Origin of the sequence: Amycolatopsis sp. NBRC 101858, from assembly GCF_030269325.1 — a bacterium.
GTDB classification, from domain to species: domain Bacteria; phylum Actinomycetota; class Actinomycetes; order Mycobacteriales; family Pseudonocardiaceae; genus Amycolatopsis; species Amycolatopsis ponsaeliensis.
The window spans coordinates 304,426-329,293 of record NZ_BSTD01000005.1; the positions used below are offsets into that span (position 1 = coordinate 304,426).

Sequence of the window (24,868 nt, forward strand, 5' to 3'; positions counted from 1 at the left end):
GTTTCAGGCCGCTTGGAACAGAACCATGGCCGCGCCGCCGGGATCGGTGACCACCACCAGGGAGCCGACCGGCAGATCGGTGCGCTCCCGCACGATCTTTCCGCCCAGCTCCACGGCTTTCGCCGCCGCGGTGTCCACATCGGACACCGGCGCGTAGGGCAGCCACTGCGGCGCGCGGTCGTCGTCCGGCGCCAGCTCGGTCAGGCCGCCCCACGGCGCACCGTCGTCGGTCAGCAAGGCGCCGGACGATTGCCAGCCCAGCAGGTCGGCGAAGAACCGCTTGGTGCCGTCCGCATCGGACGTCCGGACGTCGAAGAACACGAAAGGTCGCATGACCCAAAACTTAGGACACGTGTCCTAACTCTGGCAACCCCCGAAACGCCGAAGGCCGCCACGCGCTGGGCGTGGCGGCCTTCGGAAGAGCGGGAACTACGCGACCGTCCAGGTGTCCTTGCCGCGCAGGAGCGCCTGCAGGTCGGGCGTGCGGGCCGCGCGGGCCTGCTCGACCTGGGCGCGGGCGCCGTCGTCGTACGTCGGGCGCTCGACCTGGCGGAGGATGCCCGTCGGGACGTGGTTGAGGCTCTGGTCGCCGAGGCGCGACAGCGCGAACGCGTACGACGTGTCGTGGATCGACGGGTCGTGCACCACGACGTTGTCCTCGCCGATGTCCGCGACCTTCGCGACGTCGAGGCCGCCCCATTCACCGCGCTTGACGCCGAACTCCTGGTTGGGGCCGAAGCGGATCGGCTCGCCGGCGCGCAGCGGGATCAGCCGGGCGGCGGCCTCGTCGGCGTCCTTGAGGACGTCGAACGCGCCGTCGTTGAAGATCGGGCAGTTCTGGTAGATCTCCACCAGCGCCGACCCGCGGTGCTGCGCCGCCGCCTGCAGGACCTCGGTGAGGCCCTTGCGGTCGGAGTCCATCGCCCGGCCCACGAACGACGCCTCCGCGCCGATCGCCAGCGAGAGCGGGTTGAACGGCGTGTCCACCGACCCCATCGGCGTCGACTTCGTGACCATGCCCTGGCCCGACGTCGGGGAGTACTGGCCCTTGGTCAGGCCGTAGATCCGGTTGTTGAACAGCAGGATCTTGATGTTCACGTTGCGGCGCAGCGCGTGGATCAGGTGGTTGCCGCCGATGGACAGCGCGTCGCCGTCACCGGTGACGACCCACACCGACAGGTCCGGGCGCGTGGTCGCCAGGCCGGTCGCGATCGACGGCGCGCGGCCGTGGATCGAGTGCATGCCGTAGGTGTTGAGGTAGTACGGGAAGCGCGACGAGCAGCCGATGCCCGAGATGAAGACGATGTTCTCGCGCTTGAGGCCGAGCGTGGGCAAGAAGGACTGCACCGCGTTGAGCACGACGTAGTCGCCGCAGCCGGGGCACCAGCGGACTTCCTGGTCGGACTTGTAGTCCTTGGCTTTCTGCGGCTCGTCGGTCGTCGGCACAAGGTCGAGGCCGCCGACGGTCGGGAGCCCGATGTCGATCGCGGTCATTTCGCCGCCTCCGTAGTGATGATCTCCGCGAACAGGTCCTGAAGCTCTTCGGCCTTGAAGGCCATGCCCGCGACCTTGGTGTGGCTGTGGACGTCGACCAAGTACTTCGCTCGCAGCAGCAGTGCGAGCTGGCCCAGGTTCATCTCCGGCACCACGACCTTGTCGTAGCTGCGCAGGATGTCGCCGAGGTTGGCCGGCAGCGGGTTGAGGTGGCGCAGGTGCGCCTGCGCGATCGGCAGGCCGAGCTTGCGCACCCGGCGGCACGCGGCCCCGATCGGGCCGTAGGACGAGCCCCAGCCCAGCGCCAGCACGCGTGCCTTGCCGCCGGACGGGTCGTCGACCACGACGTTCGGGACGTCGATGCCGTCGACCTTCGCCTGCCGCAGCCGGACCATCTTCTCGTGGTTGGCCGGGTCGTAGGAGATGTGGCCGGTCTTGTCGGCCTTCTCCAGCCCGCCGATGCGGTGCTGCAGCCCGGGCGTGCCCGGGACGGCCCACGCGCGGGCGAGGGTCTCGGGGTCACGCACGTAGGGCCAGAACTCACCGGAGTCGTTGTCCGCGTTCGGCTCGGACGCGAAGTCGACGTGCAGGTCGGGCAGCGTCTCGACGTCCGGGATCAGCCACGGCTCGGAGCCGTTGGCGATCGCGCCGTCCGAGAGCAGCAGCACCGGCGTGCGGTACTTCAGTGCGATCCGGGTGGCCTCGACGGCCGCGTCGAAGCAGTCCGCGGGGGACAGCGGCGCGACGATCGGGACCGGCGACTCGCCGTTGCGGCCGAACATCGCCTGCAGCAGGTCGGCCTGCTCGGTCTTGGTCGGCAGGCCGGTGGACGGGCCGCCGCGCTGGACGTCGATGACGACCAGCGGCAGCTCCACCATCACGCCGAGGCCGACGGCTTCGGACTTCAGCGCGACACCCGGGCCGGACGTCGAGGTGACGCCGAGCGCGCCGCCGTAGGAGGCGCCGAGCGCGGCGCCGATGCCGGCGATCTCGTCCTCGGCCTGGAAGGTGATGATGCCGAAGTTCTTGTGCTTGGACAGCTCGTGGAGGATGTCCGACGCCGGCGTGATCGGGTAGGTCCCGAGCAGGATCTGCAGGCCGGAGCGCTGCCCGGCGGCCACGATCCCGTAGGCGAGCGCGGTGTTGCCGGTGATCTGCCGGTAGGTGCCCTGGGCCAGCTTCGCCGGCGCGACCTGGAACGTCGTCGCGAACGACTCGGTCGTCTCGCCGTAGTTCCAGCCCGCCCGGAAGGCCAGGATGTTGGCCTCGGCGATGTCCGGCTTCTTGGCGAACTTCTCGCGCAGGAACTGCTCGGTGCCGTCGGTGGGCCGGTGGTACATCCAGGACAGCAGGCCGAGGGCGAACATGTTCTTGCAGCGCTCGGCGTCCTTCTTGCCGAGGCCGGTGTCGGCGAGCGCGCCCTGGGTCAGCGTCGACATGGCGACGCGGTGGACCTGGTAGGGCGTGAGCGTGTCGTCGTCGAGCGGGTCGTTCGCGTAGCCGACCTTGGTCAGGTTGCGCTTGATGAAGTCGTCGGTGTTGAGGATGATCGTCCCGCCGTGCGGGACGTCGCCGAGGTTCGCCTTGAGCGCGGCCGGGTTCATCGCCACCAGCACGTCCGGGCGGTCGCCGGGGGTGAGGATGTCGTAGTCGGCGAAGTGCACCTGGAACGAGGAGACGCCGGGGATGGTGCCCTGCGGAGCCCGGATCTCGGCGGGGAAGTTCGGCATCGTCGACAGGTCGTTGCCGAACGCGGCAGCCTCGGAAGTGAAGCGGTCGCCGGTCAGCTGCATACCGTCACCCGAGTCGCCCGCGAACCGGATCACGACCCGGTCCAGCTTGCTGATCTCGGTGTGCCTGGTCGCGGCGAGCGAGCCGTGACCAGCGCCGTTGCCGTTCGCACTCGTGCTCATGGGTCAGGGATTCCCTCTCTCCCGACGTTGCGGCCATCGGTCACCTGCCCGGTGTCGTGACAGGCGGATCACCAGGCCCTACCACGAGGTTAGCTCGCGTCCGACCACGATGTTCCTAGACTCCCGCCGTCCGGAACGACCTCATTACTGCGCTACCGCTTCTTCTGTGCTGGTCCGACAAATATGTGTGACCGATGGTAACGGGTAAACCCCTGTCCTCGCTGTGACCCGAGTCTCGCGTAGGGGTGTCCACTTGGTGGGATCAGGAATGGGACCGGATCCGCGCCCGCATGGCCTCGAGCCGGTCGGCGAACTCCGGCGAGGCCAGCGACGCGAGCTGGGGCTGGATCTCGACGTCGACGGCGTCGGCGTGCGCGGCCAGCGAGGCGGTCGTCCGGAGGCTGCGCTTGGTGGCCAGGAGCGCCGCCCGCGGCGCGGCGACGGCCGGGGCGGCGAGCTCTTTCGCGGCGGCGACGAGGTCGCCTTCGACCACTCTGAGCGCCAGGCCGGCGCGCACGGCGGCGTCGGCGTCGAGCGGCTGCCCGAACAACGTCATCGCGGCGGCCTGCTGCGGGCCGGCCAGCCGCTGCGTCATCCAGGTCATCCCGCCGCCGGGATGCAGCCCGAGCTCGAGGAACCGGGCGACGAACTTCGCGCGCGGCCCGGCGAGCCGGACGTCGGCGGCGAGCGCCAGGTTCAGCCCGGCCCCGACGGCGGCGCCCCCGACCGCGGCGATGGTCGGCAGCGTGCACCGCGCGACGGCGAGGAAGCCCTCGTAGATGGCCCGCAGGCCGGTCTCGTCGGCGCTGCCCAGCGCGGTCAGGTCGGCCCCGGCGCAGAAGGCGGGCGGCGTGCCGGTGATGACGACGGCGTGGACGTCTTCGTCCTGTTCGGCGGCTTCGACGGCGGCCGCGAGCTGGGCGGAGAGGTCGAGGGTGAGCGCGTTGCGGCTGCCGGGCGCGTCGACGGTCAGCAGCGCGACGCCGCCGGTGTGCTCGCTGACGATGCTGTCGGTCATCGGGTCAGGGTATTAGTGGTGCATGGGGGAATTGCTGGTGGTGCTGGTCGGCAACCTGCTGACGATGATCGACATGTCGGAGCTGTTCGGCGCTCGCCGTCGCCGCGCCCGGGCCGCGGCCGCCGCCCGCGGCTCGCGGGTGGAGTTCCCGTGCGTACTGCGCGACGACGAGGCGACGTCCGGTCGCGAACGGCGTGGCTGGATCGCGGTGGGCGAGGGCCCGGCGACGTGGCGCACGCCCGGCTCCGAGCCGGTGCCGTTCGACCCGGGCGAGCTGACGATGCAGGCGGTGGACAAGCAGTCGGTGACGTTCCACGCGGCGGGCGGCCGGACGGAGCTGCGGCTGCACCCGGACGAGGCCCCGCTGGTCTTGCGGGCCCTCGCGGGCTGAGGTCCCGAAATCGTCGGTGCCCGCCGATAAGCTGGAAAACGGGGGCCGGAGGCGTCACTCCTCCGGCGTCGGCGGCCGCTCCAGCAGCCGTGAAAGCACCACCGTCGACACCGTCCGGTCCACGATCTCCAGCCCGCGCAGCCGCTCCAGCGCCGTCTCCAGGTGGTGGATGTCCGCCGCCCGCAGGTGGACGATCGCGTCCGCCGCCCCCGAGACCGTATACGCCGCCACCACCTCCGGGAGCGGCTCCAGCCTGGCCCTGATCCGGGCCGGGGTGATGTTGCCCTGGCACGTGACCTCGACGAACGCCTCCGTGCCCCAGCCCAGCGCCTCCGGGTCGACCACCGCCGTGAAGCCCCGCAGGATGCCCGTCTCCAGCAACCGGTCGACCCGCCGCTTCACCGCCGGGGCGGACAGGCCGACCACTTTGCCGATCTCCGCGTAGCTCGAGCGGGCGTTCGCCACGAGACACGAAACGATTCGCTGGTCGATGGTGTTCACACGCAACACTTAGCACAGATACGCGCAGCGAACAGCGATTGATTGCGAGTTTAGGCGCGCCTTACCCTGCAATCATGCAGGGATCATCGCCAATGCGCGTACCGACCACCCGTCGATACCTGATGTGCCCCCCGCGCCACTTCGCGGTGGACTACGTGATCAACCCCTGGATGGACCCGACCCAGCCGGTCAGCGCCGACGTCGCCGTCGCGCAGTGGACCGAGCTGCGCGACACCTACCGCCGCCTCGGCCACACCGTCGAGGAGATCGACGCCCAGCCCGGCCTGCCCGACATGGTCTTCGCCGCGAACTCCGGCACCGTCGTCGACGGCCGCGTCCTCGGCTCGCGGTTCCGCGCGCCGCAGCGCGCCGCCGAAGCCGAGCACTTCCGCCGCTGGTTCGTCGAGCACGGCTACCGCGACATCACCATGCCCGAGAAGATCAACGAGGCCGAGGGCGACTTCGCCTGGACCGGCACGCTGCTGCTGGCCGGCACCGGCTTCCGCACCGACCCGGCCGCGCACGCCGAAGCGCAGGAGGTCCTCGGCGTCCCGGTCGTCTCGCTGCACCTGATCGACCCGCGCTACTACCACCTCGACACGGCGCTGTTCGTGCTCGCCGAAGCGACGGACACGACGCGCGCGCAGATCGTCTACTACCCGGAGGCCTTCTCGGCCGGCTCACGCCGCGTGCTCGAGCGGCTCTTCCCGGACGCCGTGCTCGCGACGAAGGAAGACGCCGAGTGCTTCGGCCTCAACGGCGTGTCCGATGGCCGCAACGTCGTCCTGCCCGTCGAGGCCACCCGATTGGGTGAACTCCTCGCCGATCGGGGGTACGAGCCGGTGTACGTCGACATCTCCGAGCTGCGGAAAGCCGGTGGCGGGCCGAAGTGCTGCACCCTGGAAATCCGGAAGGGCTGATTTTCCGGAAAACCTGTAACTCACCCGTTTGCCATGGCGATTAATCGAGGTAACAAATCGACTACTCGCGGTGGCAGGCGGTGGGGAATGGTGACCGTGAACCTCGCCGTGCACGGGATCGGGCGGCCGGCTCGCCAGCTCGACCCCGGCGAGGACGAGCGCTGGGTGACGGTCGAGCAGTTCGAGCGGGTGCTGGACGCCGTCGGCGAACGCGACGACGTCCACCTCACCTTCGACGACGGCAACGAGTCCGACGTCGAGGTCGTCCTGCCGCGGCTGGTCGACCGCGGCCTGAAGGCGGAGTTCTTCCCGCTCGCCGGCCGCCTCGGCCAGCGCGGCTACCTCGACCGCGACGCCCTGCGCGAGCTGGCGCGAGCGGGCATGGAGATCGGCTCGCACGGATGGGAGCCGCGCGACTGGCGCAGGCTCGACGAGCGGCACGCCCGCCGCGAGCTGACCGACGCGCCGAAGCTCCTCGGCGACCTGTGCGGCCGTCCGGTGCGCCGGTTCTCGCTGCCGTTCGGCGCGTACGACCGGCAGGTGCTGACCCGGCTGCGGCAGGCGGGCGCGACCCGGGTGTACACGAGCGACGGCGGCGCGGCGAGCCACGACGGGTGGCTGCAGGCGCGGACGGAGCTCCGGCACGACCTCGACGGCGCCTGGCTGGACGACGTGCTCGTCGCCGGGCGCCGGCGGGCCGGGAACTGGGTGAGCCGGGTGTTCCGGCGCCCCGCTCGCTGACGTCGCAAGCGCTTTTGCCGGATCGGGTGTGGTCCCGGTCATCGGCACAGGGCCGGGATCGATTTCCCCGGGCGGGCGACCGGTGAGCAGCCTTTTCGTCAACCGGGCCCGCATGATGGGAAATTCTCGCACCGTCAGGTCTTGTACCGGCCTTCGTCACGGGTGCATCCTGGTCGCCTCGCCGCCGTAAGGAAAGTTTCCTAACTAAAGGGAGCACCAGGAATGCGGAAACTGATCCTGCTCGCGACCATGGCGCTCGCCGCGGCCGTGCTGCCCTCGGCCCTCGCGTCGGCGGCGCCTGCCCCGGCCGCGTCGCCGGCCACCACCGCGGCCGCCCCGACCGCGGCCCAGCTGCTCGCCAAGACGAACAGCTGCAAGCAGATCTCCAACGGCAAGTACAAGACCGACGAGGACGTCTCGGCCAAGACGGTCGCCGTCTGCGACGCCAACGGTGCCGTGTTCTGGAAAGCCGACATGGACATCGACTGCGACGGCCAGCGTTCCACGCAGTGCAACGAGGACACCGACTGCTGCTACCAGGACGACACGGCGTTCCACCAGTCCGACGGCAAGCCGCTCAACGCCGCGAAGCTGCCCTACATCGTCGTGCCGAGCTCGAGCAGCATCTGGAAGTACTCGTCGTCGCAGCTGAAGGGCGGCGGCTCCTGCGCGGTGATCTACAACGGCAAGGTCGAGTACGCGGTCATCGGCGACACCGGCCCGACGCAGATCATCGGGGAAGCCTCCTACGCCACCGCGAAGGACCTCGGCATCAACCCCGACCCGTCCAACGGCGGCACCGACTCCGGTGTGACGTACATCTGCTTCAAGAACTCGACGGTCTCCCCGATCGAGAACCACGCCAATGCGGTGAGCAAGGGTGAGGGCCTCGCCACCACCTTCGTGAACAACAACTGAACGACGCGCGCGCCGGGGCCGATCCGTTCAAGACGGGATCGGCCCCGGCTGCTGTGCTGGGGGCATGAGCAAGGAACTGCTGAAACTCGCCAATATCGGACCGGCGATGGTCCGCGACTTCGCGCGGCTCGGCATCACCGAACCCGCGCAGCTCGCCGGCCGCGACGCCGTCGAACTGTACGAGCGGCTGTGTGAGCTCGACGGCGTCCGCCACGACCCCTGCGTGCTCGACACCTTCATGTCCGCCGTCGACCAAGCCGACGGCGCTCCGCCGCGGCCGTGGTGGACCTACACCCCGGAACGGAAACGCCTTCTCGGGACCCGCTGACCGGAACCGCGACGACCGCGTTGCCCACCCACTGCAAGATGCAATTCGAGATCCGATTTTTACGCGAAAACCGTTACGCCTAACGGCCGTCTCACGCTTTACCCCGTTCGCCACCCCGGCGGTAACGATCCAGGGGAGCGCGGCGACCAACTTGAGGGTCGCGCGGAATAGCGGAGGTTTTGGCGTGAGGATCAGTGTCTTCGGGCTCGGTTATGTCGGTTGTGTCTCCGCCGCGTGCCTGGCGGGGCAGGGGCACCGGGTGGTCGGCGTGGACGTCAACCCGGTCAAGATCGACCTCATCACCCAGGGCAAGGCCCCGGTGGTCGAGGAGCGGATCGGCGAGCTGACCGCCGAAGTCGTCGCGAGTGGCGCGCTGAGAGCCACGACCGACGTCGCGGAAGCCGTCGCGGACAGCGAGATTTCGCTGGTCTGCGTCGGCACGCCGTCGGCGCCGAACGGCAGCCTCTCGACGGTGTACCTCGAGCGCGTCGCCGAGGAGATCGGCGAGGCGATCGCGAACAAGAGCGAGCGGCACACCGTCGTCTTCCGCAGCACGATGCTGCCGGGCACCTGCCTGGACCTGCTGATCCCGATCCTGGAGAAGTCCTCGGGCCGCACGGCCGGCGTCGACTTCGGCGTCGCGGTGAACCCCGAGTTCCTGCGCGAGGGCACCAGCGTCCGCGACTTCTTCGACCCGCCGAAGACCGTGATCGGCGAGATCGACGCGGCCAGCGGTGACGCCGTCGCGGCGCTGTACGAGGGCCTGCCCGGCCCGGTCTTCCGCGTGCCGATCCCGGTGGCGGAGATGACGAAGTACGCCGACAACTCCTTCCACGGCCTGAAGATCGGGTTCGCGAACGAGCTCGGCGCGGTCTGCCGGGCGCTCGGGCTCGACTCGCACCAGGTGATCGACGTCTTCCTCGCCGACACCAAGCTCAACATCAGCCCGGCCTACCTCAAGCCCGGCTTCGCGTTCGGCGGCTCGTGCCTGCCGAAGGACCTGCGCGGGCTGGTCTACGCGGCGCACCGCAACGACGTCAGCGTGCCGATCCTGTCGCACGTGCTCGCGTCCAACGCCGATCACCTGCAGCGCGCGTTCGACCTGGTCGCGCGCACCGGCAAGCGCAAGGTCGGGCTGTTCGGGCTGTCGTTCAAGCCCGGCACCGACGACCTGCGCGAGTCACCGCTGGTCGAGCTGGCCGAGAAGCTGCTCGGCAAGGGCTTCGACCTCAAGATCTACGACGCCAACGTCAGCCTGTCGCGGCTGATGGGCGCCAACCGCGAGTACATCGAGGGCCGGCTGCCGCACCTCGGCCAGCTGCTCGCCGGGTCCGTCGAAGAAGTCATGGACCACGCCGACGTCCTGCTCGTCGGCACCAAGGACCCGGACGTGCTGGCGGCCCTGCCGCACGACCGGATCATCGTCGACCTCGTCCGCCTGCCCGACGCCGAGACGCGTCGCCTTGAAGAGGGATACGCCGGCCTTGCCTGGTAAAGCGCTCATCCTCGTCGAAAACCTCTCCGTCCCCTTCGACCGGCGGGTGTGGCAGGAATCCACGACCCTGCGCGACGCCGGGTGGGAAGTCCACGTGATCTGCCCGCAGGGCACCAAGCGCGACACCGAGGCCGAAGCCGTCGTCGACGGCGTCCACATCCACCGGTACCCGCTGAAGGCGGCGACCGGCGGGCCCGCCGGCTACCTGCAGGAGTACGGCACGGCGCTGTGGCACACGCTGCGGCTGGCGCGCAAGGTCGGGCCGGTCGACGTCGTGCACGCCTGCAACCCGCCGGACCTGCTCTACCTGGTCGCGAAGGTCCTCAAGCGGCAGGGCGCGCGGTTCATCTTCGACCAGCACGACCTGTGCCCCGAGCTGTACCTCTCGCGGTTCGACCGCGGGCAGGACCTCCTCTACCGCGGGGTCTGCGCGCTCGAACGCGCCACCTACCGCGCCGCCGACGTCGTGATCTCGACGAACGAGAGCTACAAGCAGGTCGCCCGGATCCGCGGCGGCAAGAAGCCCGAGGACGTCTTCGTGGTGCGCAGCGCCCCGGTCGTCGAGCGGTTCCACGAGGTCCCCGTCGAGCCCGAGCTGAAGAAGGGCAAGCCGCACCTGCTGGCCTACCTCGGCGTGATGGGCCCGCAGGACGGCGTCGACTACGCCCTGCGCGCGCTCGCGAAGCTGCGGGACGAGATCGGGCGCACCGACTGGCACGCGGTGTTCGTCGGCTCCGGCGACGCCTTCGACGACATGGTCGCCCTCTCCGCCAAGCTCGGGCTCGCCAACCAGGTCGAGTTCACCGGCCGGATCCCCGACGAGGACCTGGTCCGCTACCTGTCCACCGCCGACGTCTGCCTGTCGCCGGACCCGCTCAACCCGCTCAACGACGTCTCCACGATGAACAAGGTCATGGAGTACATGGCGATGAGCAAGCCGATCGTCTCGTTCGAACTGCGCGAAGCGCGCGTTTCGGCGGGCGACGCGGCGGTCTACGCCCCGGCGAACGACGAGTCGGCGTTCGCGAAGCTCGTCTCGCAGCTGCTCGACGACCCGGAGGAGCGCGTCCGGATGGGCAAGCTCGGCCAGGCGAGGGTCGCCGGCGCCCTCTCGTGGGAGAACTCGGCGAAGAACCTTCTCGCCGCGTATGAGCACGCCGTGAAGTCCTGATCGCCGTTAGGTCAAGAACTCACCGGACGTGTAACCAATGTCCCCGGTCCGACGACGGATCGGGTAACCGGCCGATCTTGTGACCCCGTTCGGCGTACCCGCTCAGGAATGGAGATACCGCCGTTGACTGACGACACGGTGCGCCTCGCCTTGATCGGGCAGGTCCTCAGACGGCGCTGGCGGCTGCTGGTCGCCCTCGCCGTCCTGGGCGCGGCGGTCGGCGCCGGCGCGTCGGTGCTGTTCTCGCCCGGCTACCAGACCTCGTCGAGCGTGCTGCTCCAGGGACCGCGGCAGGCAGACGAGCTGCTCACCCAGGCCGAGGTCGCGACCAGCTCGGTCGTCCTCGACCGCGCCGCCGCCGTGCTCCCGTGGCACCCCAACGGAGCGGACCTGAAGAAGCAGGTCACGACGTCGGTGGCGAACGGCAACGTCGTGACGATCACCGTCTCGGCCGACACCGCCGAGCACGCGCAGCAGCTCGCGGACCAGGTCGCGCAGCAGTTCGTCAAGTACTCCGGCCAGCTGGCCAGCAACTCCGCGGACGCGTCGGTGCAGCTGGCGCAGGAGCAGCGCGAGTCGCTGCGCCAGCAAGTCCAGCTGACCACGCAGAAGATCAGCGACCTCGCCAAGACCGTCGGCGGCGACCTGACCGTGGAGAGCGTCCAGGTCCGCACGCAGCTCGAAGGTCTCCGGACGTCGCTGGAGCAGGCCATCAACGACCTCAACCAGGCCGACCTCGCGACCGGCATCGGCAACACCGTCGTGCTCGGGCCGTCCGAGCGCCCGAGCGGGCCGGCCGCCCCGACGCTGGTGCAGCTCGTCGCCGGGGGCGCGGTCCTGTTCTTCCTCATCGGCGTGTTCGGCCACCTGTTCGCCGCGCGCGCCGATCGGCGGCTGCGCGGCGAGCCGGAGATCGCTTCGGCGCTCGGCTCGCCGATCCTGGCCGGCGTCGACGTCACGACGCCGCAGGGCGACCGCCTCCCGGCGACCGGCCTCTACGGCAAGGTGCGGCGGCTGCTCGGCGGCGACCGGCCGTGGCTGCTGCCGCCGATCGCGACCTCGGCCGACGAGGTCAACCGCGACATCCGCTACCGCCGCGTGCTGGCCCGGCTGGCCACCGGCCCCGCCGACGTCCTGGCGCTCGTGGCCGACGACGACGAGACCGGCAAGCTGGCCGCCGGGCAGCTCGCCGAGCTGGCCGACCGGCTGTCCGTGCCGCTGCGGATCTTCGAGTTCACCGCCGGGCGGCCGACGGTGCCGGACGCCGGCCCCGACGCCGGTGTCCTGGTGGTGCTCAGCGCCGGCTCCCGCACCGCGTGGGAGCTCGTCCGGCTCGCCGAGGCCTGCAACGACGCGGGCCAGGAGATCGTCGGCGCGGTCCTCACCCATCCCGTCCGGCCGTCCGAGCCGGAAGCCGAACCCGTGGCGGAAGACGCCCCCGAGAAAGCCCTGGCAGGTTCGGCGTGACGACTACCTCCGAAACTCAGGCCGCCCCGCTGCTGGATCTCCAGCGGCTGTTCGTCGCGATCCGGCGGCGCAAGCGCCTCTGGCTGGCCACCGGGCTGCTCGGGCTGATCGCCGGGGCGCTGGTGGCGATCGTGCTGCCGACGCCGCCGACCGCCGTCACCAAGGTGATCGTCGTCCACCAGGACGACTCGCCGACCGACAGCGGCACGCTGATGCGCACCGACGTCGCCGTGCTGTCGACGACCCAGATCGCCGAAGGCGCGCTGAAGAAGATCAACAGCACCGAATCGCCCGAAGAGTTCATGAAGAACTACGCCGGGCTGGGCCTGACGAACAACGTCATGCAGATCACCGTCAAGGCGAAGACCACCGAAGAGGCCGTGGCGCAGGCGAAGGCGCTGGCCGACACCTTCATCGCCGACCACGTCCAGCGCAGCCAGGCCGCCGCGGCCGCGCAGTCCAAGGCCATCCTCGACCAGCGGAAGAACGCCCAGGACGAGCTGGCCACGGTCGACCAGCAGATCGCCGACGAGACCGGCAAGGGCCGCAACGCCAACGCCAGCACCCTCGAAGGCATGTACGGCCGCCGCGCGGCGCTCGCGTCGCAGATCTCCGACTTCGACTCCCGCGCGCAGCAGGCCGGCATCGGCAGCCCGCAGGTCGCCGCGGGCACCCAGGTCGTCGACGCGGCCCGCGCGCTGCCGAAGGCGTTCCTCAAGACCACCGCGACCAACGGCGGCATCGGCTTCGCCCTCGGCCTGGCCCTGGGGATCGCGATCGCCGCCATCGGCGCGGTCTCGCGCGACCGGCCGGTGCTGCGCCGCGAAATCTCCACGCACCTCGGCGCGTCCGTGCTCGCCCAGCTGCCGTCGAAGCGCCGGGGCCCGGCGCGGCTGTGGCGGCGCTCCCGGGCGGTGACCGAACGCCGGCGCGTTGCGACGACGCTCGTGCGCGCGATCAAGAAGGACAAGCCCGCCGTGTCGCTGCTGGAGCTCGGCGCACCGAAGCTCGCCGCCGCGCTGGCCCTCGACATCGCCGGGGAGCTGGCCGCGGACGGCAAGGCGAGCGTCCTCGACGACCTGCCGAACGAGGACGTCCGCAAGCTGGCCGGCGAAACGAACAGCGAGGTCACCGTCGTCGGGGCCGGCGACCCGGACGCCGAGCCGGACGAGCGCCGGGTCGGCGTCGGCACGGTTTCACCGGGCACGGCGTGGACCGACCTGGAGCACCTCGGCCAGGAGACCGTGCTGGTCGTCAAGGCCGGGCACGCGAACACGCTGTGGCTGCACACCGTGGCGCGGCAGCTCGCCGACCAGCAGATCCCGATCATCGGCGTGGTGCTGGTCGACCCGGACCCGCGCGACAAGTCCGACGGCACGCTGTGGGACGGCCTGCACACGGCGCTGCGCGGCCGCGCGAAGACGGCCCCCGCGGAGCACCGCGCCTCGGTCGTCGGGCACGACCGCATCGACGAACTGGCCGCCCGCATCGCCGAGCGCGTCGCGGTCGCGGAGCCGCCGACGCGGCGGATCGCGCCGGTCCGCCCGGTCGGCCCGCCACCGGCGCCGGCCAAGCCTCCGGCCACCCCGCTGCCGGAACCCGGGAAGGTCAGCGTCGACCACTTGGACGCGCCGACGAAGAAGTTCGCCCCGGTCAAGCCGAAGCGGCCGACGCCGTTCAAGCGCGACCACGGCGAGCCGACGCACAAAGGCGAACTGAACGCCGAGCTCGAGCCAGAAAAGAGCGCGGAGGTCTCCTGACCCCCGCGCCGCGACGAAGGGGACCCCACTCGAGATGTGCGGCATCGCAGGCACCTACCTCTGGCCGGACGGCGGGCCGCTCACCGACCGGCTGACCAAGACGCTGGCCCACCGCGGGCCGGACGGCTCCGGCCGCTACGACCACGCCGTCGGCGCGGGCTCGGTCCACCTGGGGCACCGGCGGCTGTCGATCATCGACCTGTCCGAGACCGGCGCCCAGCCGATGGTCCTCGACGGCCTCGCGCTCAGCTACAACGGCGAGCTGTACAACGCCCCGGAGCTGCGCGCCGAGCTTTCCGCGGCCGGCGTCCGATTCCGGGGGACGTCCGACACCGAGGTGCTGCTGCAGGCGTGGCGGCGCTGGGGCACGGACTGCCTGCCGAAGCTGCGCGGGATGTTCGCCTTCGCGATGTTCGAGGAAGGCACCGGCGAGCTGTTCCTGGTCCGTGACCAGCTGGGCATCAAGCCGCTGTTCTTCGTGCCGCGGGCCGGCGGGGTCGCCTTCGCCTCCGAACTGAAGGCGCTGGCCGGTGAGCTGGGCGGGTCGCTGCAGGTCGACAACGCGGCGCTGATCGCGTCACTGCTCTATTACTGGGTGCCGGACAGCCGCTGCGCCTACCAGGGCGTGGAGAAGCTGCAGCCGGGTACGTGGCTGCGCTGCCGTCCGGACGGTCAGCTCGACCGCGGCCGGTTCTGGTCGCTGCGCGAGGTTGCCGAGGAAGGCGCCGCCTACGAGGGCGAAGTCGACCTGCACGAGGTGATCTCCGAGTCGACCGCCAAGCACCTGCTCTCCGACGTCCCGGTCGCGACGTTCCTTTCGGGCGGGCTGGACTCCAGCTACCTGACGGCGCTGGCCGCGCGCTCGCAGCCCGGGATCTCCGCGTACACCATCGGGTTCCGCGCCGAGGACGCCAAGTTCGAGGCCATGCCGGACGACCTCAAGTACGCCCGGATCGTGGCGCAGCAGTTCGGCGTCGACCTGCACGAGATCGAGATCGCGCCGCAGGTGCTCGACCTGCTGCCGAAGATGATCCACCACCTCGACGAGCCGATCGGCGACCCGGCGGCGATCAACTCGTTCCTGATCTGCTCGGCCGCGCGCGAGGCCGGCGTCAAGGTGATGCTGTCCGGGATGGGCGCCGACGAGCTGTTCGCCGGCTACCGCAAGCACCTCGCGAACCTGATCGCCCTGCGCTACCACAAGGTGCCGGGCGCGGTCCGCCGTCCCGTCGAGTCCCTGGTGGACCGGCTGCCGGTCGCCTCGGCCAAGCGCGGGTACCGGTCGGTGCGGTTCGCCAAGCGGTTCCTGTCCTTCGCGGGCCTGCCCGAGGAGACGGCGTTCCGGCGCAGCTACACGATGTACGACCGCGCGGAGCTGCTCGACCTGGTCAACCCGGACTTCGCGCCGGACGTCGACGCCGTCCTGACCGAGCACGCGGACACGTACAACGACCAGGCGCTCGACGACTTCGTCAACCGCATGTGCCTGGCCGACTCGCGGATGTTCCTGCCGGGGCTGAACCTGACCTACACCGACCGTTCGACGATGGCGGCGTCCACCGAGGTGCGGACGCCGTTCGTCGACGTCGAGGTCGTGAAGGCGGCGTTCCGGGTCCCCGGCAACAAGAAGATCGTCGGCCGCGCCGGGAAGGTCGCGCTGAAGAACGCGGCGCTGAACATCCTGCCCAGCGAGATCGTGCACCGGCCGAAGGGCCTGTTCAGCGCGCCGCTGCGGGCGTGGATGAGCCGCGACCTGGCGCCGCTGGTGCGTGAGGTCGTCAACGATGGGGTGCTCGTTTCGTCGGGTTTCCTGCAGCGGGAGGCGTTGCAGCGCATGGTCGCCGAGGACGCCGCCGGCCAGGAGGACCGCGGCAAGCACCTCTGGCACGTCTTGACTCTTGAGTATTGGTACCGGAACGCGATGTCTGGAGCGGGAGCGAAGTGAAGCAGGTAGTCCAGAACTACAAGAGCGGGGAACTGGCGCTCCTCGAGGTCCCCGAACCCGCCTGCAAGCCCGGCGGCGTGCTGGTGCGGACGGTGTACTCGCTGATCTCGACCGGCACCGAGATGATGAAGGTGTCGGAGGCCAGCCTGTCCCTGGTGGGCAAGGCGAAGGCCCGCCCGGACCAGGTCGCGAAGGTCATGCAGAGCGTCGCCACCAACGGCCTCTCGGCGACCTACCGCAAGGTGACGTCCAAACTGGACTCCTACACCCCGCTCGGCTACTCGCTGTGCGGCATCGTCGAGCAGGTCGGCGACGGCATCACCGACGTCGCGGTCGGCGACCTCGTGGCCTGCGCGGGCAACGAGCACGCACTGCACTCCGAGCTGAACTGGGTGCCCAAGAACCTCTACTCGCGCGTCCCGGCCGGCGTCGACCCGCGGCACGCGGCGTTCGGCACCGTCGGGTCGATCGCCATGCAGGGTGTCCGCCGCGGCGAGCCGCAGATCGGCGACGTCGCCCTGGTCATCGGCCTCGGCCTGATCGGGCAGCTCGTGGTGCAGCTGCTGGCGTCGTCCGGCGTGCGCGTCGTCGGCGTCGACCCCGACCCGGAGCGCTGCAAGCTCGCCGAGAGCCTCGGCGCGCTGACCTGCGCGCACCCGGCGTCCGGCATCGTCGACACGGCCGTGGACGAGCTGACCCACGGCGCGGGCGTCGACCAGACCTACCTCGCCGCCGGCGGCAACACGAACGACCCGGTCGAGCTGGCCGCGAAGCTGTCGCGTGACCGCGGCCGCGTCATCGACATCGGCAAGTGCAAGCTCGACCTGCCGTGGAACGCGTACTACGAGAAGGAACTGGACGTCCGGTTCTCCCGCTCGTACGGCCCGGGCCGCTACGACCCGTCGTACGAGCTCGAAGGCCGCGACTACCCGATCGGCCAGGTCCGCTGGACCGAGCGCCGCAACCTCGAGTGCGTCCTCGACCTGATCGCGCGCGACCGTCTTGATGTCGAGCCGCTGATCACGCACGTCTCGGACTTCTCCGACGCGGTTTCGACGTACAAGTCGCTGAACGAGGGCGAGCTCAAGGCCGTCGCGGTGCTGTTCCGCTACCCGGACGCGGTCGCTCGCACGGAGCCCGTGGTCACGTCCGCCCGCGTCGGGCTGATCGAGCACAAGGCGGCGCCGCTGCCGGCCGGGCAGCCCGTGCGCCTGGGCTTCATCGGCGCGGGCAACTACGCGTCGTCGATGCTGCTGCCGCACCTGGTCGAGCGTTCGGACGTGCAGCTCAAGCACGTCTCGACGACCTCGGCGCTGTCGGGTGCCAACGCGCGGCGCAAGTTCGGCTTCGCCGCGGCGTCCACCGACATCGACGACGTCCTCGGCGACTCGTCGATCGACGCGGTGTTCGTTGTGACGCGGCATAGCTCGCACGCCGAGCTGACGCGTCAGGCGTTGCTGGCGGGCAAGTCGGTGTTCGTCGAGAAGCCCCTGGCGCTGTCCGCCGAGGAGCTGCAGAAGGTCCTCGACGCGATCGAGGAGTCCGGCAACGACCGCCTGCAGGTCGGCTTCAACCGCCGGTTCGCCCCGCTGCTGCACGAGGCCCGCGGCCAGTTCGGCCCGCGAGTCGGCCCGGCGACGGTCCGCTACCTGGTCAACGCGGGCCGCCTCGACCACGGCAGCTGGTACAACCAGACGGCCACCGAGGGCTCCCGTTTCGCCGGCGAGGGCGGGCACTTCATCGACACGGTGAGCTGGCTGCTCGACGCGGACCCGGTCTCGGTGTACGCGACGGGCGACCTCCAGGTGACGCTCGGCTACCCGGACGGTTCGACGGCGGTCATCACGTACGCGGAGACGGGTTCGTCGGGCTTCCCGAAGGAAACCCTGGACCTCACGGCCGACGGCAAGGTCTTGAAGTTCGACGACTTCGTCCGCGCATCGGTGTACTCGCGCAAGAAGTGGGCGAGCTCCCGGATCCCGAAGGGCCGCGACAAGGGCCAGGCGGCCGAGGTCGACGCGTTCTTGACGGCGGTCCGCACGGGCGGCCCGATGCCGATCCCGGTGTCATCACTGGCCGCGACGACGCTGGCCACGCTGGCGGCGCAGGCCAGTGTGTCGAACGCGGCGCCGGTCCGGATCGAGCTGCCGAGCAAGGCGGGTGCCCCGGCATGATGGGTCCCGGCTGGTACCTGCGCCGACTCTCCCGGATGGGGCCGGCGGAGGTCGTCGGGCGTGCTCGGCATGCCGTTGTTCAGCGGCAGTGGCGGAGCGCGCTGCCCACGCCGCCCGACTGGCCGTCGCACCCGCGGTTCGCCGCCGCCCTGCCCTCGGGGACCCTGGACAAGGTGCCCGGCGAGGCCGTCAAGCGGCTGCTCGCCACCGCCGACGAGCTGATGGCCGGCCGCGCCGAGTTCTTCGGTGTCGTCCGCACGGACTTCGAGTCGCCGGACTGGTTCCTCGACCCGAAGACCGGCCGGCGCGCACCTTCCGACGTCTACGCCTTCGACGTGCCGTACCGGTCGGAAGACACGGTCGGTGACATCAAGCAGATCTGGGAGCCGTCGCGCCACCAGCACCTCACCGTGCTGGCCGCGGCCTACGCCCTCACTGGCAACTCGGACTACGCCGCGCGCGTCGCCGCCCACCTGCGTTCGTGGTGGGCCGGGAACCCGCCGCTGCGGGGGCCGCACTGGGTGAGTGGCATCGAGCTGGGCATCCGGCTGCTGTCGTGGGTCTGGACGCGCCGCCTGCTCGACGGCTGGGCCGGCGTCGGCGACCTGTTCGAGGACAACCCGGACTTCCAGCTCCAGCTCTGGCACCACCAGAACTGGCTCTCCACCCTGCGCAGCCACGGCTCGTCGGCGAACAACCACGTCATCGCCGAAGACGCCGGGCTGCTGGCCGCGGCCTGCGCGTTCGGCTGGTTCCCGGAGTCGCCGCGCTGGCGGACCGAGGCGATGCGCTCGCTGGACGTCCAGCTGGGCCGCAACACGTTCGACTCCGGGCTGAACGCCGAACTGGCATCCGAGTACCACGGCCTGGTCCTGGAACTCGGGCTCGCCGCCGCGGTGGAGGCCGACGCGGCGGGCACGCCGGTACCGGACTCGACCTGGGACGTCCTGCTCCGGATGACCGACGCCCTGGCGTCCATTGTGGACAATCGACTGCGGCCGCCGCGACAGGGCGACGCCGACGACGGCTTCGGCCTGATCGTCGACGGTCTCGAGACCGACCGCTGGGCGTCGCTGCTGGCGACCGGCGAAGCACTGTTCGGCCGGCTCGACTGGTGGCCGCCGAACCCGGGCGAGGACGTCCGCACACCGCTGTTCGCTTCGCTGGCGTCCCGGACGCCTCGCGCTTCGGGCGTCCGCGCCGCCCGCCGTCCCGCGCACCTGCGGGACGCGGGCATGACGATCCTGCGGTCCGGTCGGATCTGGGCCCGCTGCGACGGCGGGCCGCACGGCTTCCTGTCGATCGCCGCGCACGCCCACGCCGACGCACTGTCGGTGGAGGTCCGCCACGACGGCGTCGACATCCTGGCCGACCCGGGCACCTTCTGCTACCACGGCGAGCCGCAGTGGCGGTCGTACTTCCGGTCGACACTCGGCCACAACACCCTCGAGCTGGCCGGGACCGACCAGTCGGTGTCCGGCGGGCCGTTCTTGTGGACGCGCCACGCGGTCACGAAGGTGATCGAAGTGCGCACCCCCGACGAAGGACCCTCCCGCTGGACGGCCGCCCACGACGGCTACGCGCCCGCGGTCCACCGCCGCACGGTCGAGCTCGACGGCGACGTGCTGAAGATCGTCGACGAGGTGCTCGGCGACGGCCGCCCGGCCGCGCGCCTGGCGTTCCACCTGGGCCCGGCGGTCACCGTCCGGCTCGAAGGGAACGTCGCGCACCTCAGCTGGCCGGGCCATTCCACCGGGTCCGTGGCCCCGGTGCACACCGCCGCCATGGAACTGCCGTCCGCGTTGTCGTGGACGGCCCATCGCGGTGAGCTCGACCCACCCCTCGGCTGGTACTCCGCGGGCTTCGGCCGCAAGGAGCCTTCGACCACACTCGTCGGCTCCGGCCCTCCCGGACTCCTCGCCACCCTGCTCCACTTCAGTTAGGACCCGCCCGTGACAGCCCGCCGTTCCCGACTCCGCCGTGCCGCTCCGCTGCTCGGCGTCCTCCTCACGGTCGCGGCGTGCTCCAGCAGCCCGGACTCCACCGGCCCGGCTCAGGCGACCCCGGCCCCCAGCGGATCGGTCGCGGCGGTCTGCGACAAGGAACCGGCCGGCCCGGCGACGGCCCCGGCGGGCGCGGTCGCCGTCGATCCGGCGGTGCCGGGCGACCTCGCCGCCAAGACGCGCGCGGCCGGCCCCGGCACGACGTTCTGGCTCAAGGCGGGCAAGCACATCCTCGGCGACGACAAGTACGACCAGGTGTCGCCCAAGGACGGTGACGTCTACATCGGCGCCCCCGGCGCGGTCGTCGACGGCCGGAAGATCAACCAGTACGCGTTCACCGGCCACGCGACGAACGTCAAGCTCACTTACCTGACCGTCCAGGGCTTCGCCGCGCCCCGCGACGAAGGCGTGGTCAACCACGACTCCGGCGACGGCTGGGTGATCGAGCACTCGACCATCCAGGACAACGACGGCGCCGGCCTGATGGCGGGCGCGCGCCAGCAGGTGCGCGGCAACTGCCTGCGCCGCAACGGCCAGTACGGGATGAACGCCTTCTCCGGCAGCACCCCGATCACCGCGCTGGTCGTCGAGGGCAACGAGATCGCCGGCAACAACACCGGCGACTGGGAAGCGAAGATCGACGGCTGCGGCTGCACCGGCGGCGTCAAGTTCTGGGACGTCAACGGCGCCGACGTGCGCGGCAACTGGGTGCACGACAACCACGGCACCGGGCTGTGGGCTGACACGAACAACAACGACTTCCTCATCGAGGGCAACCTCATCGAGAACAACGACAGCGCCGCGCTGATCTACGAGATCAGCTACAACGCGATCATCCGCGACAACACGATCCGCAAGAACAACTGGGTCGACGGCCGCAGGTACGCCGACAAGGGCGACAACTTCCCGACCCCGGCGATCTACATCTCCGAGTCCGGCGGCGAGCCGCGGATCAAGGCGCGGACGGCGAAGCTCGAGATCTCCCGCAACTACCTGGAGAACAACTGGTCCGGGATCACGTTGTGGGAGAACGCCGACCGCTACTGCAACAGCCCGGCCAACACCAGCTCCGGCGACTGCACCCGGCTGGTGCCGGACGTCAAGACGTGCGCGGACCCGGCCATCGCGAGCGGGCCGCTGCTGAGCGACTGCCGCTGGAAGACCCAGCACGTCGACATCCACGACAACAAGTTCGTCCTGGACCCGGCCGTCGTCGGCTGCCAGGCGTCGTGCGGCCGGATGGGCCTGCTCTCGAACTTCGGCACTTACCCGGACTGGTCGCCGTACAAGGGCAACGTCGTCCAAGAGGCGATCACGTACAAGCAGGACAACCGCTGGCACGACAACAGCTACGCCGGCCCGTGGACCTTCATCGCCTACACGACCGACCGCATCCTCGAGGTCGGCGAGTGGGAAGGCTCGCCGTACTCGCAGGACACCGGCAGCACGTACACCGCACAGGGCGGAGGCTGACATGGCGGCACACACCGGCATCGCGGGCATCCGCGGCGACACCGCGGCCGAGCCCGCGTCGGCGACCCCGAAGTGGGCGGCCCTCGCGTGGGCCCTGCTGATCATCAACACGCTCGGCTCGACCGGCGCGAAGACGGTCATCCCGCTGCCGCGCTCGGTCAGCCAGCTGGTCACCATGGGCTCGCTGATGACGGCGTTCGTGATCGCGCTGGTGCTGAACAAGCACCTGCGGATCCGGCCGAGCGCGTACCTGCTGCTGCTGACGCTGCTGCTGGTGTCGAGCATCCTGTCCAGCGCCGACCTGCAGGAGGGCGCCGGCGCGCTGTTCCGGTGCTTCCGGCTCACGGTGTTCGTCTCCACGCTCTGGTTGCTGACCCGCTGGTGGGACGGCGGGTTCACGTTCGTCCGGGCCCACATCCGCACGTACTCCGTCGTGCTCGTCTCGGTGGCGATCGGCCTCGTGGTCTCGCCCGGCAACGCGATGCCGGAGGAGTACGGCGGCCGCCTCTCGGGCGCGATTTGGCCGCTGACCCCGCCGCAGATCGGCCAGTACGCGGCGGTCATTTCCGGGCTCACGCTCCTTCTCTGGTTCGGGCGCCGGACGAGTTGGCGCAGCGCGCTGTACATCGTGGTGCCGGCATCGGGACTGTTGTTGCTCACGCACACCCGCACGGCGACGCTCGGCCTGGTCGCCGGGCTGGCCGTGGCGTTCCTGTCCATGCTGCTGACCAGCGCCCGCGCGCGGAAGGTGTTCGCCTGGACGGTCGGCGTCGGCGGGGTCGCCGGCGTGGTGCTGGCGGGCGCCCTGCAGGCGTGGTTCCTCCGCGGGCAGAGCGCCGACAACTTCTCCAGCCTGACCGGCCGCGCGAAGGTGTGGGACGCGCTGCTGGAGGCCCCGCGGACGACGTCGGAGTACATCTTCGGGGTCGGGCTGACGGACAAGTCCTACGATGGCCTGCCGATCGACAACAGCTGGCTCGCGATCTACCACGAGCAGGGATTCGTCGGGATCGCGCTGGTGGCGGGGTTCCTCCTCACGTTGGTCGTGGTGGCCGTGCTGCGGCCGCCGTCGCTGGCTCGCGCGTGCGCGATCTTCCTGATCACCTACTGCCTTTCGGCCTCCTACACCGAAGCCGGTCTCGGCGACGCGTCGCCGTACCTGCTGCACCTGGCCTTGGCCGCGTCGTTGCTGGTCCGCGGGGTGCCGCAGTCCGACGAACAAGCATTCATCCCGGCGAAGGGGATAGGCACGTGAAGGTGCTCGTGGTGCACAATCGGTACCGGTCCGAGCAGCCGAGCGGCGAGAACAACGTCGTCGACGCCGAGGTGACGCTCCTTTCCGAGGGTGGGCACCAGGTGTCGCTGTTCGAACGCCGCAGCGACGACATCGCGTCGATGCCGGCGCCCCGCAAGGCCCTGGTGCCGCTGACGGTGCCGTGGAACCCGGCGGTGCGGAAGGAACTCGCCGCCCGGCTGCGCGCGTCCCGCCCGGACGTCGTGCACATCCACAACACGTTCCCGCTGCTGTCGCCGTCGGTGGTCGCGGCGTGCGCGGACGCGGGGGTGCCCGCGGTCGCGACGCTGCACAACTACGGGATGGTCTGCCCACCCGGGACGCTCCACCGCGACGGCCACATCTGCACCGAGTGCGTCGGCGGCGCACCGCTGCCGGCGGTGCAGCACGGCTGCTACCGCGGTTCACGCGTGGCGACGCTCCCGATGGCGGCGAGCACGGCCGCGAACCGGCGCCGGTGGTGGACGGGCATCGCCCGGTTCTTCTGCATTTCGGCGGCCCAACGTGACCTCCTGGTGTCGGCCGGGATGCCCGGCGAACGGATGGCGGTGAAACACAACTTCGTCACCGACCCCGGCGTCCGCCGCACCGGCGACGGCAAGCACGTGCTTTTCCTCGGCCGCGTCACCGAGGAGAAGGGGGTCGGCCTGCTGATGCGGGCGTGGGACCGCCTCGGCGGAGCCCTGGGCGTGCCGCTGGTCATCGCGGGCACCGGCCCGATGCAGGACGAGGTCGCGACCTGGGCGGCCGGCCGCGCCGACGTGTCGTACGTGGGCCTGCAGAACAAGGCGGAGTGCCGCGCCATGACGGCCGACGCGGTGGCGGTGGTGGCGCCGTCGACGTGGCTGGAGGCGTTCGGCCTGGTGGTCGTCGAGGCGATGGCCGCGGGGGTCCCGACGGTGGCGGCGTCCCACGGCGCGTTCCCGGAGCTGGTGGACGACGGCGTCACCGGCCTCCTGCACGCACCGAACGACCCGGCCTCGCTGGCGGACCGGCTGCGGGAGGTGGTCGGCGACCGCAACCACGAGATGGGCGACGCGGCCCGGGTCCGGTACGAGAAGGACTTCACCCCGGCGGTCGGGCTCGATCGGTTGATCGCCGGGTACGAAGCGGCGATCGAGGCGCGCGGGTGAGGCAGCTGGTCCGGACGGCACCCGCGGCTCTGCCGGCCGCGTTGCGTGCCCCCTTGGCCATGACGTCCGCCCTGGCGACGGCGGTGCTGATCGCGCTCGGCATCCTCCATTTCCACGACTCGGGGTTGACGGGAATCGACGCGGCGGTGCTCCCGTCGATCGACGGGGTCCAGCCGCCCTGGCGGTACGTGGCGCTGGTGTTCGACTTCGGCGGCGAGCCGGTGGGGTCGACGATCCTGGTCGCGGTGCTCGCGGTGGTGTGCTTTCTGGTCCACCGCATCCGCGCGGCGGTGTTGACGGTGCTCGGCGTGGTGGTCACGGTGGCGGTGACAACACTGCTGAAGCCGACCATCGGCCGCACGATTCATGGCGAGTTCCTTTCGTATCCGAGTGGCCACACGGCATTGGCGACGGCGCTGGCGTTGGTGATCGCTTTGCTGCTGGCCGACCGTCTGGGGCTCGGCCGGGTCGCGGCGGTGGTGGTGGTCCTCGGGTTGGCTGTGGTGGCCGGGGTGGCGATGGGATGGGCCGAGGTGGCGTTGGGGGCGCACTACCCGACGGATGCGGTGGGTGGGTTCTGCGCCGCGCTGGCAGCGGTCCCGGCGACGGCTTGGCTGGTGGACCGGGTGGCCGAGCGGCTGTGATGCCGGGGTTCGGCGGGGCTTCTGGTGGGTCGGGTGGCTGAGCGGCTGTGATGCCGGGGTTCGGCGGGGCTCCCGGTGGGTCGGG

The 24,868-nt window shown here is 70.7% G+C and carries 21 protein-coding genes; 16 read left to right on the top strand and 5 right to left on the bottom strand.

Annotated elements, in window-relative coordinates:
* Positions 1-3: 3 nt before the first annotated feature.
* From QSK39_RS35510 to QSK39_RS35525, 4 genes are all read right to left on the bottom strand, one after another.
* Entirely contained in the window at positions 4-333 is a 330-nt protein-coding gene (locus QSK39_RS35510; protein WP_285482229.1) for a VOC family protein, read from the bottom strand.
* A 96-nt stretch (positions 334-429) separates the two neighbouring features.
* The gene (locus tag QSK39_RS35515) at positions 430-1,494 is read right to left on the bottom strand and encodes a 2-oxoacid:ferredoxin oxidoreductase subunit beta (protein WP_285482230.1); all 1,065 of its coding nucleotides are present in this window, start codon (positions 1,492-1,494) and stop codon (positions 430-432) included.
* Complete coding sequence (locus tag QSK39_RS35520) at positions 1,491-3,407, bottom strand: 2-oxoacid:acceptor oxidoreductase subunit alpha (protein ID WP_285482231.1); 1,917 nt, start codon at positions 3,405-3,407, stop codon at positions 1,491-1,493. The genes QSK39_RS35515 and QSK39_RS35520 overlap by 4 nt, the downstream gene beginning before the upstream one ends.
* Before the next feature lie 262 nt (positions 3,408-3,669).
* A complete protein-coding gene (locus QSK39_RS35525) occupies positions 3,670-4,425 on the bottom strand; it encodes an enoyl-CoA hydratase (RefSeq protein WP_285482232.1) in 756 nt (251 codons plus the stop codon).
* Between the two features lie 22 nt (positions 4,426-4,447).
* On the opposite strand from QSK39_RS35525, the gene QSK39_RS35530 reads away from it, so the two are divergent.
* Positions 4,448-4,816: a hypothetical protein gene (locus QSK39_RS35530; protein WP_285482233.1), complete on the top strand. Its 369-nt coding sequence runs from the start codon at positions 4,448-4,450 to the stop codon at positions 4,814-4,816.
* Between the two features lie 54 nt (positions 4,817-4,870).
* Here QSK39_RS35530 and QSK39_RS35535 read toward each other — a convergent pair whose 3' ends face one another.
* Entirely contained in the window at positions 4,871-5,317 is a 447-nt protein-coding gene (locus QSK39_RS35535; RefSeq protein ID WP_026468878.1) for an Lrp/AsnC family transcriptional regulator, read from the bottom strand.
* 74 nt (positions 5,318-5,391) lie between these two features.
* Between QSK39_RS35535 and ddaH the strand changes: the two genes are divergently transcribed.
* From ddaH to QSK39_RS35610, 15 genes are all read left to right on the top strand, one after another.
* Positions 5,392-6,237, top strand: a complete 846-nt coding sequence (ddaH, locus tag QSK39_RS35540; protein ID WP_353051104.1) for a dimethylargininase — start codon at positions 5,392-5,394, stop codon at positions 6,235-6,237.
* 87 nt (positions 6,238-6,324) lie between these two features.
* A complete protein-coding gene (locus QSK39_RS35545) occupies positions 6,325-6,978 on the top strand; it encodes a polysaccharide deacetylase family protein (RefSeq protein ID WP_285482235.1) in 654 nt (217 codons plus the stop codon).
* Positions 6,979-7,200: 222 nt separating this feature from the next.
* On the top strand, positions 7,201-7,896 hold the full coding sequence (locus QSK39_RS35550) for a glycoside hydrolase family 75 protein (protein WP_285482236.1): 696 nt from the start codon (positions 7,201-7,203) through the stop codon (positions 7,894-7,896).
* Between the two features lie 64 nt (positions 7,897-7,960).
* Entirely contained in the window at positions 7,961-8,224 is a 264-nt protein-coding gene (locus QSK39_RS35555; protein ID WP_285482237.1) for a helix-hairpin-helix domain-containing protein, read from the top strand.
* Between the two features lie 184 nt (positions 8,225-8,408).
* Positions 8,409-9,719, top strand: a complete 1,311-nt coding sequence (locus QSK39_RS35560) for a nucleotide sugar dehydrogenase (protein WP_285482238.1) — start codon at positions 8,409-8,411, stop codon at positions 9,717-9,719.
* The gene (locus QSK39_RS35565; RefSeq protein WP_285482239.1) at positions 9,709-10,890 is read left to right on the top strand and encodes a glycosyltransferase family 4 protein; all 1,182 of its coding nucleotides are present in this window, start codon (positions 9,709-9,711) and stop codon (positions 10,888-10,890) included. Before QSK39_RS35560 ends, QSK39_RS35565 begins: the two co-directional genes overlap by 11 nt.
* Before the next feature lie 108 nt (positions 10,891-10,998).
* Positions 10,999-12,357, top strand: a complete 1,359-nt coding sequence (locus QSK39_RS35570) for a GumC domain-containing protein (RefSeq protein WP_285482240.1) — start codon at positions 10,999-11,001, stop codon at positions 12,355-12,357.
* Entirely contained in the window at positions 12,354-14,117 is a 1,764-nt protein-coding gene (locus QSK39_RS35575) for a Wzz/FepE/Etk N-terminal domain-containing protein (protein ID WP_285482241.1), read from the top strand. The genes QSK39_RS35570 and QSK39_RS35575 overlap by 4 nt, the downstream gene beginning before the upstream one ends.
* 34 nt (positions 14,118-14,151) lie before the next feature.
* Entirely contained in the window at positions 14,152-16,062 is a 1,911-nt protein-coding gene (asnB, locus tag QSK39_RS35580) for an asparagine synthase (glutamine-hydrolyzing) (RefSeq protein ID WP_285482242.1), read from the top strand.
* Positions 16,059-18,236, top strand: coding sequence for a bi-domain-containing oxidoreductase (locus tag QSK39_RS35585; RefSeq protein ID WP_285482243.1), 2,178 nt, complete (start codon positions 16,059-16,061; stop codon positions 18,234-18,236). Before asnB ends, QSK39_RS35585 begins: the two co-directional genes overlap by 4 nt.
* On the top strand, positions 18,233-20,179 hold the full coding sequence (locus tag QSK39_RS35590; protein WP_285482244.1) for a heparinase II/III family protein: 1,947 nt from the start codon (positions 18,233-18,235) through the stop codon (positions 20,177-20,179). The genes QSK39_RS35585 and QSK39_RS35590 overlap by 4 nt, the downstream gene beginning before the upstream one ends.
* A 9-nt stretch (positions 20,180-20,188) precedes the next feature.
* Positions 20,189-21,712, top strand: a complete 1,524-nt coding sequence (locus QSK39_RS35595) for a right-handed parallel beta-helix repeat-containing protein (RefSeq protein ID WP_285482245.1) — start codon at positions 20,189-20,191, stop codon at positions 21,710-21,712.
* Between the two features lies 1 nt (position 21,713).
* Positions 21,714-22,967 carry an O-antigen ligase family protein gene (locus QSK39_RS35600; RefSeq protein WP_285482246.1) on the top strand — a complete coding sequence of 418 codons (1,254 nt, stop codon included), beginning with the start codon at positions 21,714-21,716 and terminating at the stop codon, positions 22,965-22,967.
* The gene (locus tag QSK39_RS35605) at positions 22,964-24,139 is read left to right on the top strand and encodes a glycosyltransferase (RefSeq protein WP_285482247.1); all 1,176 of its coding nucleotides are present in this window, start codon (positions 22,964-22,966) and stop codon (positions 24,137-24,139) included. Before QSK39_RS35600 ends, QSK39_RS35605 begins: the two co-directional genes overlap by 4 nt.
* On the top strand, positions 24,136-24,783 hold the full coding sequence (locus QSK39_RS35610) for a phosphatase PAP2 family protein (protein ID WP_502873337.1): 648 nt from the start codon (positions 24,136-24,138) through the stop codon (positions 24,781-24,783). Before QSK39_RS35605 ends, QSK39_RS35610 begins: the two co-directional genes overlap by 4 nt.
* The last annotated feature ends 85 nt before the right edge of the window (positions 24,784-24,868 follow it).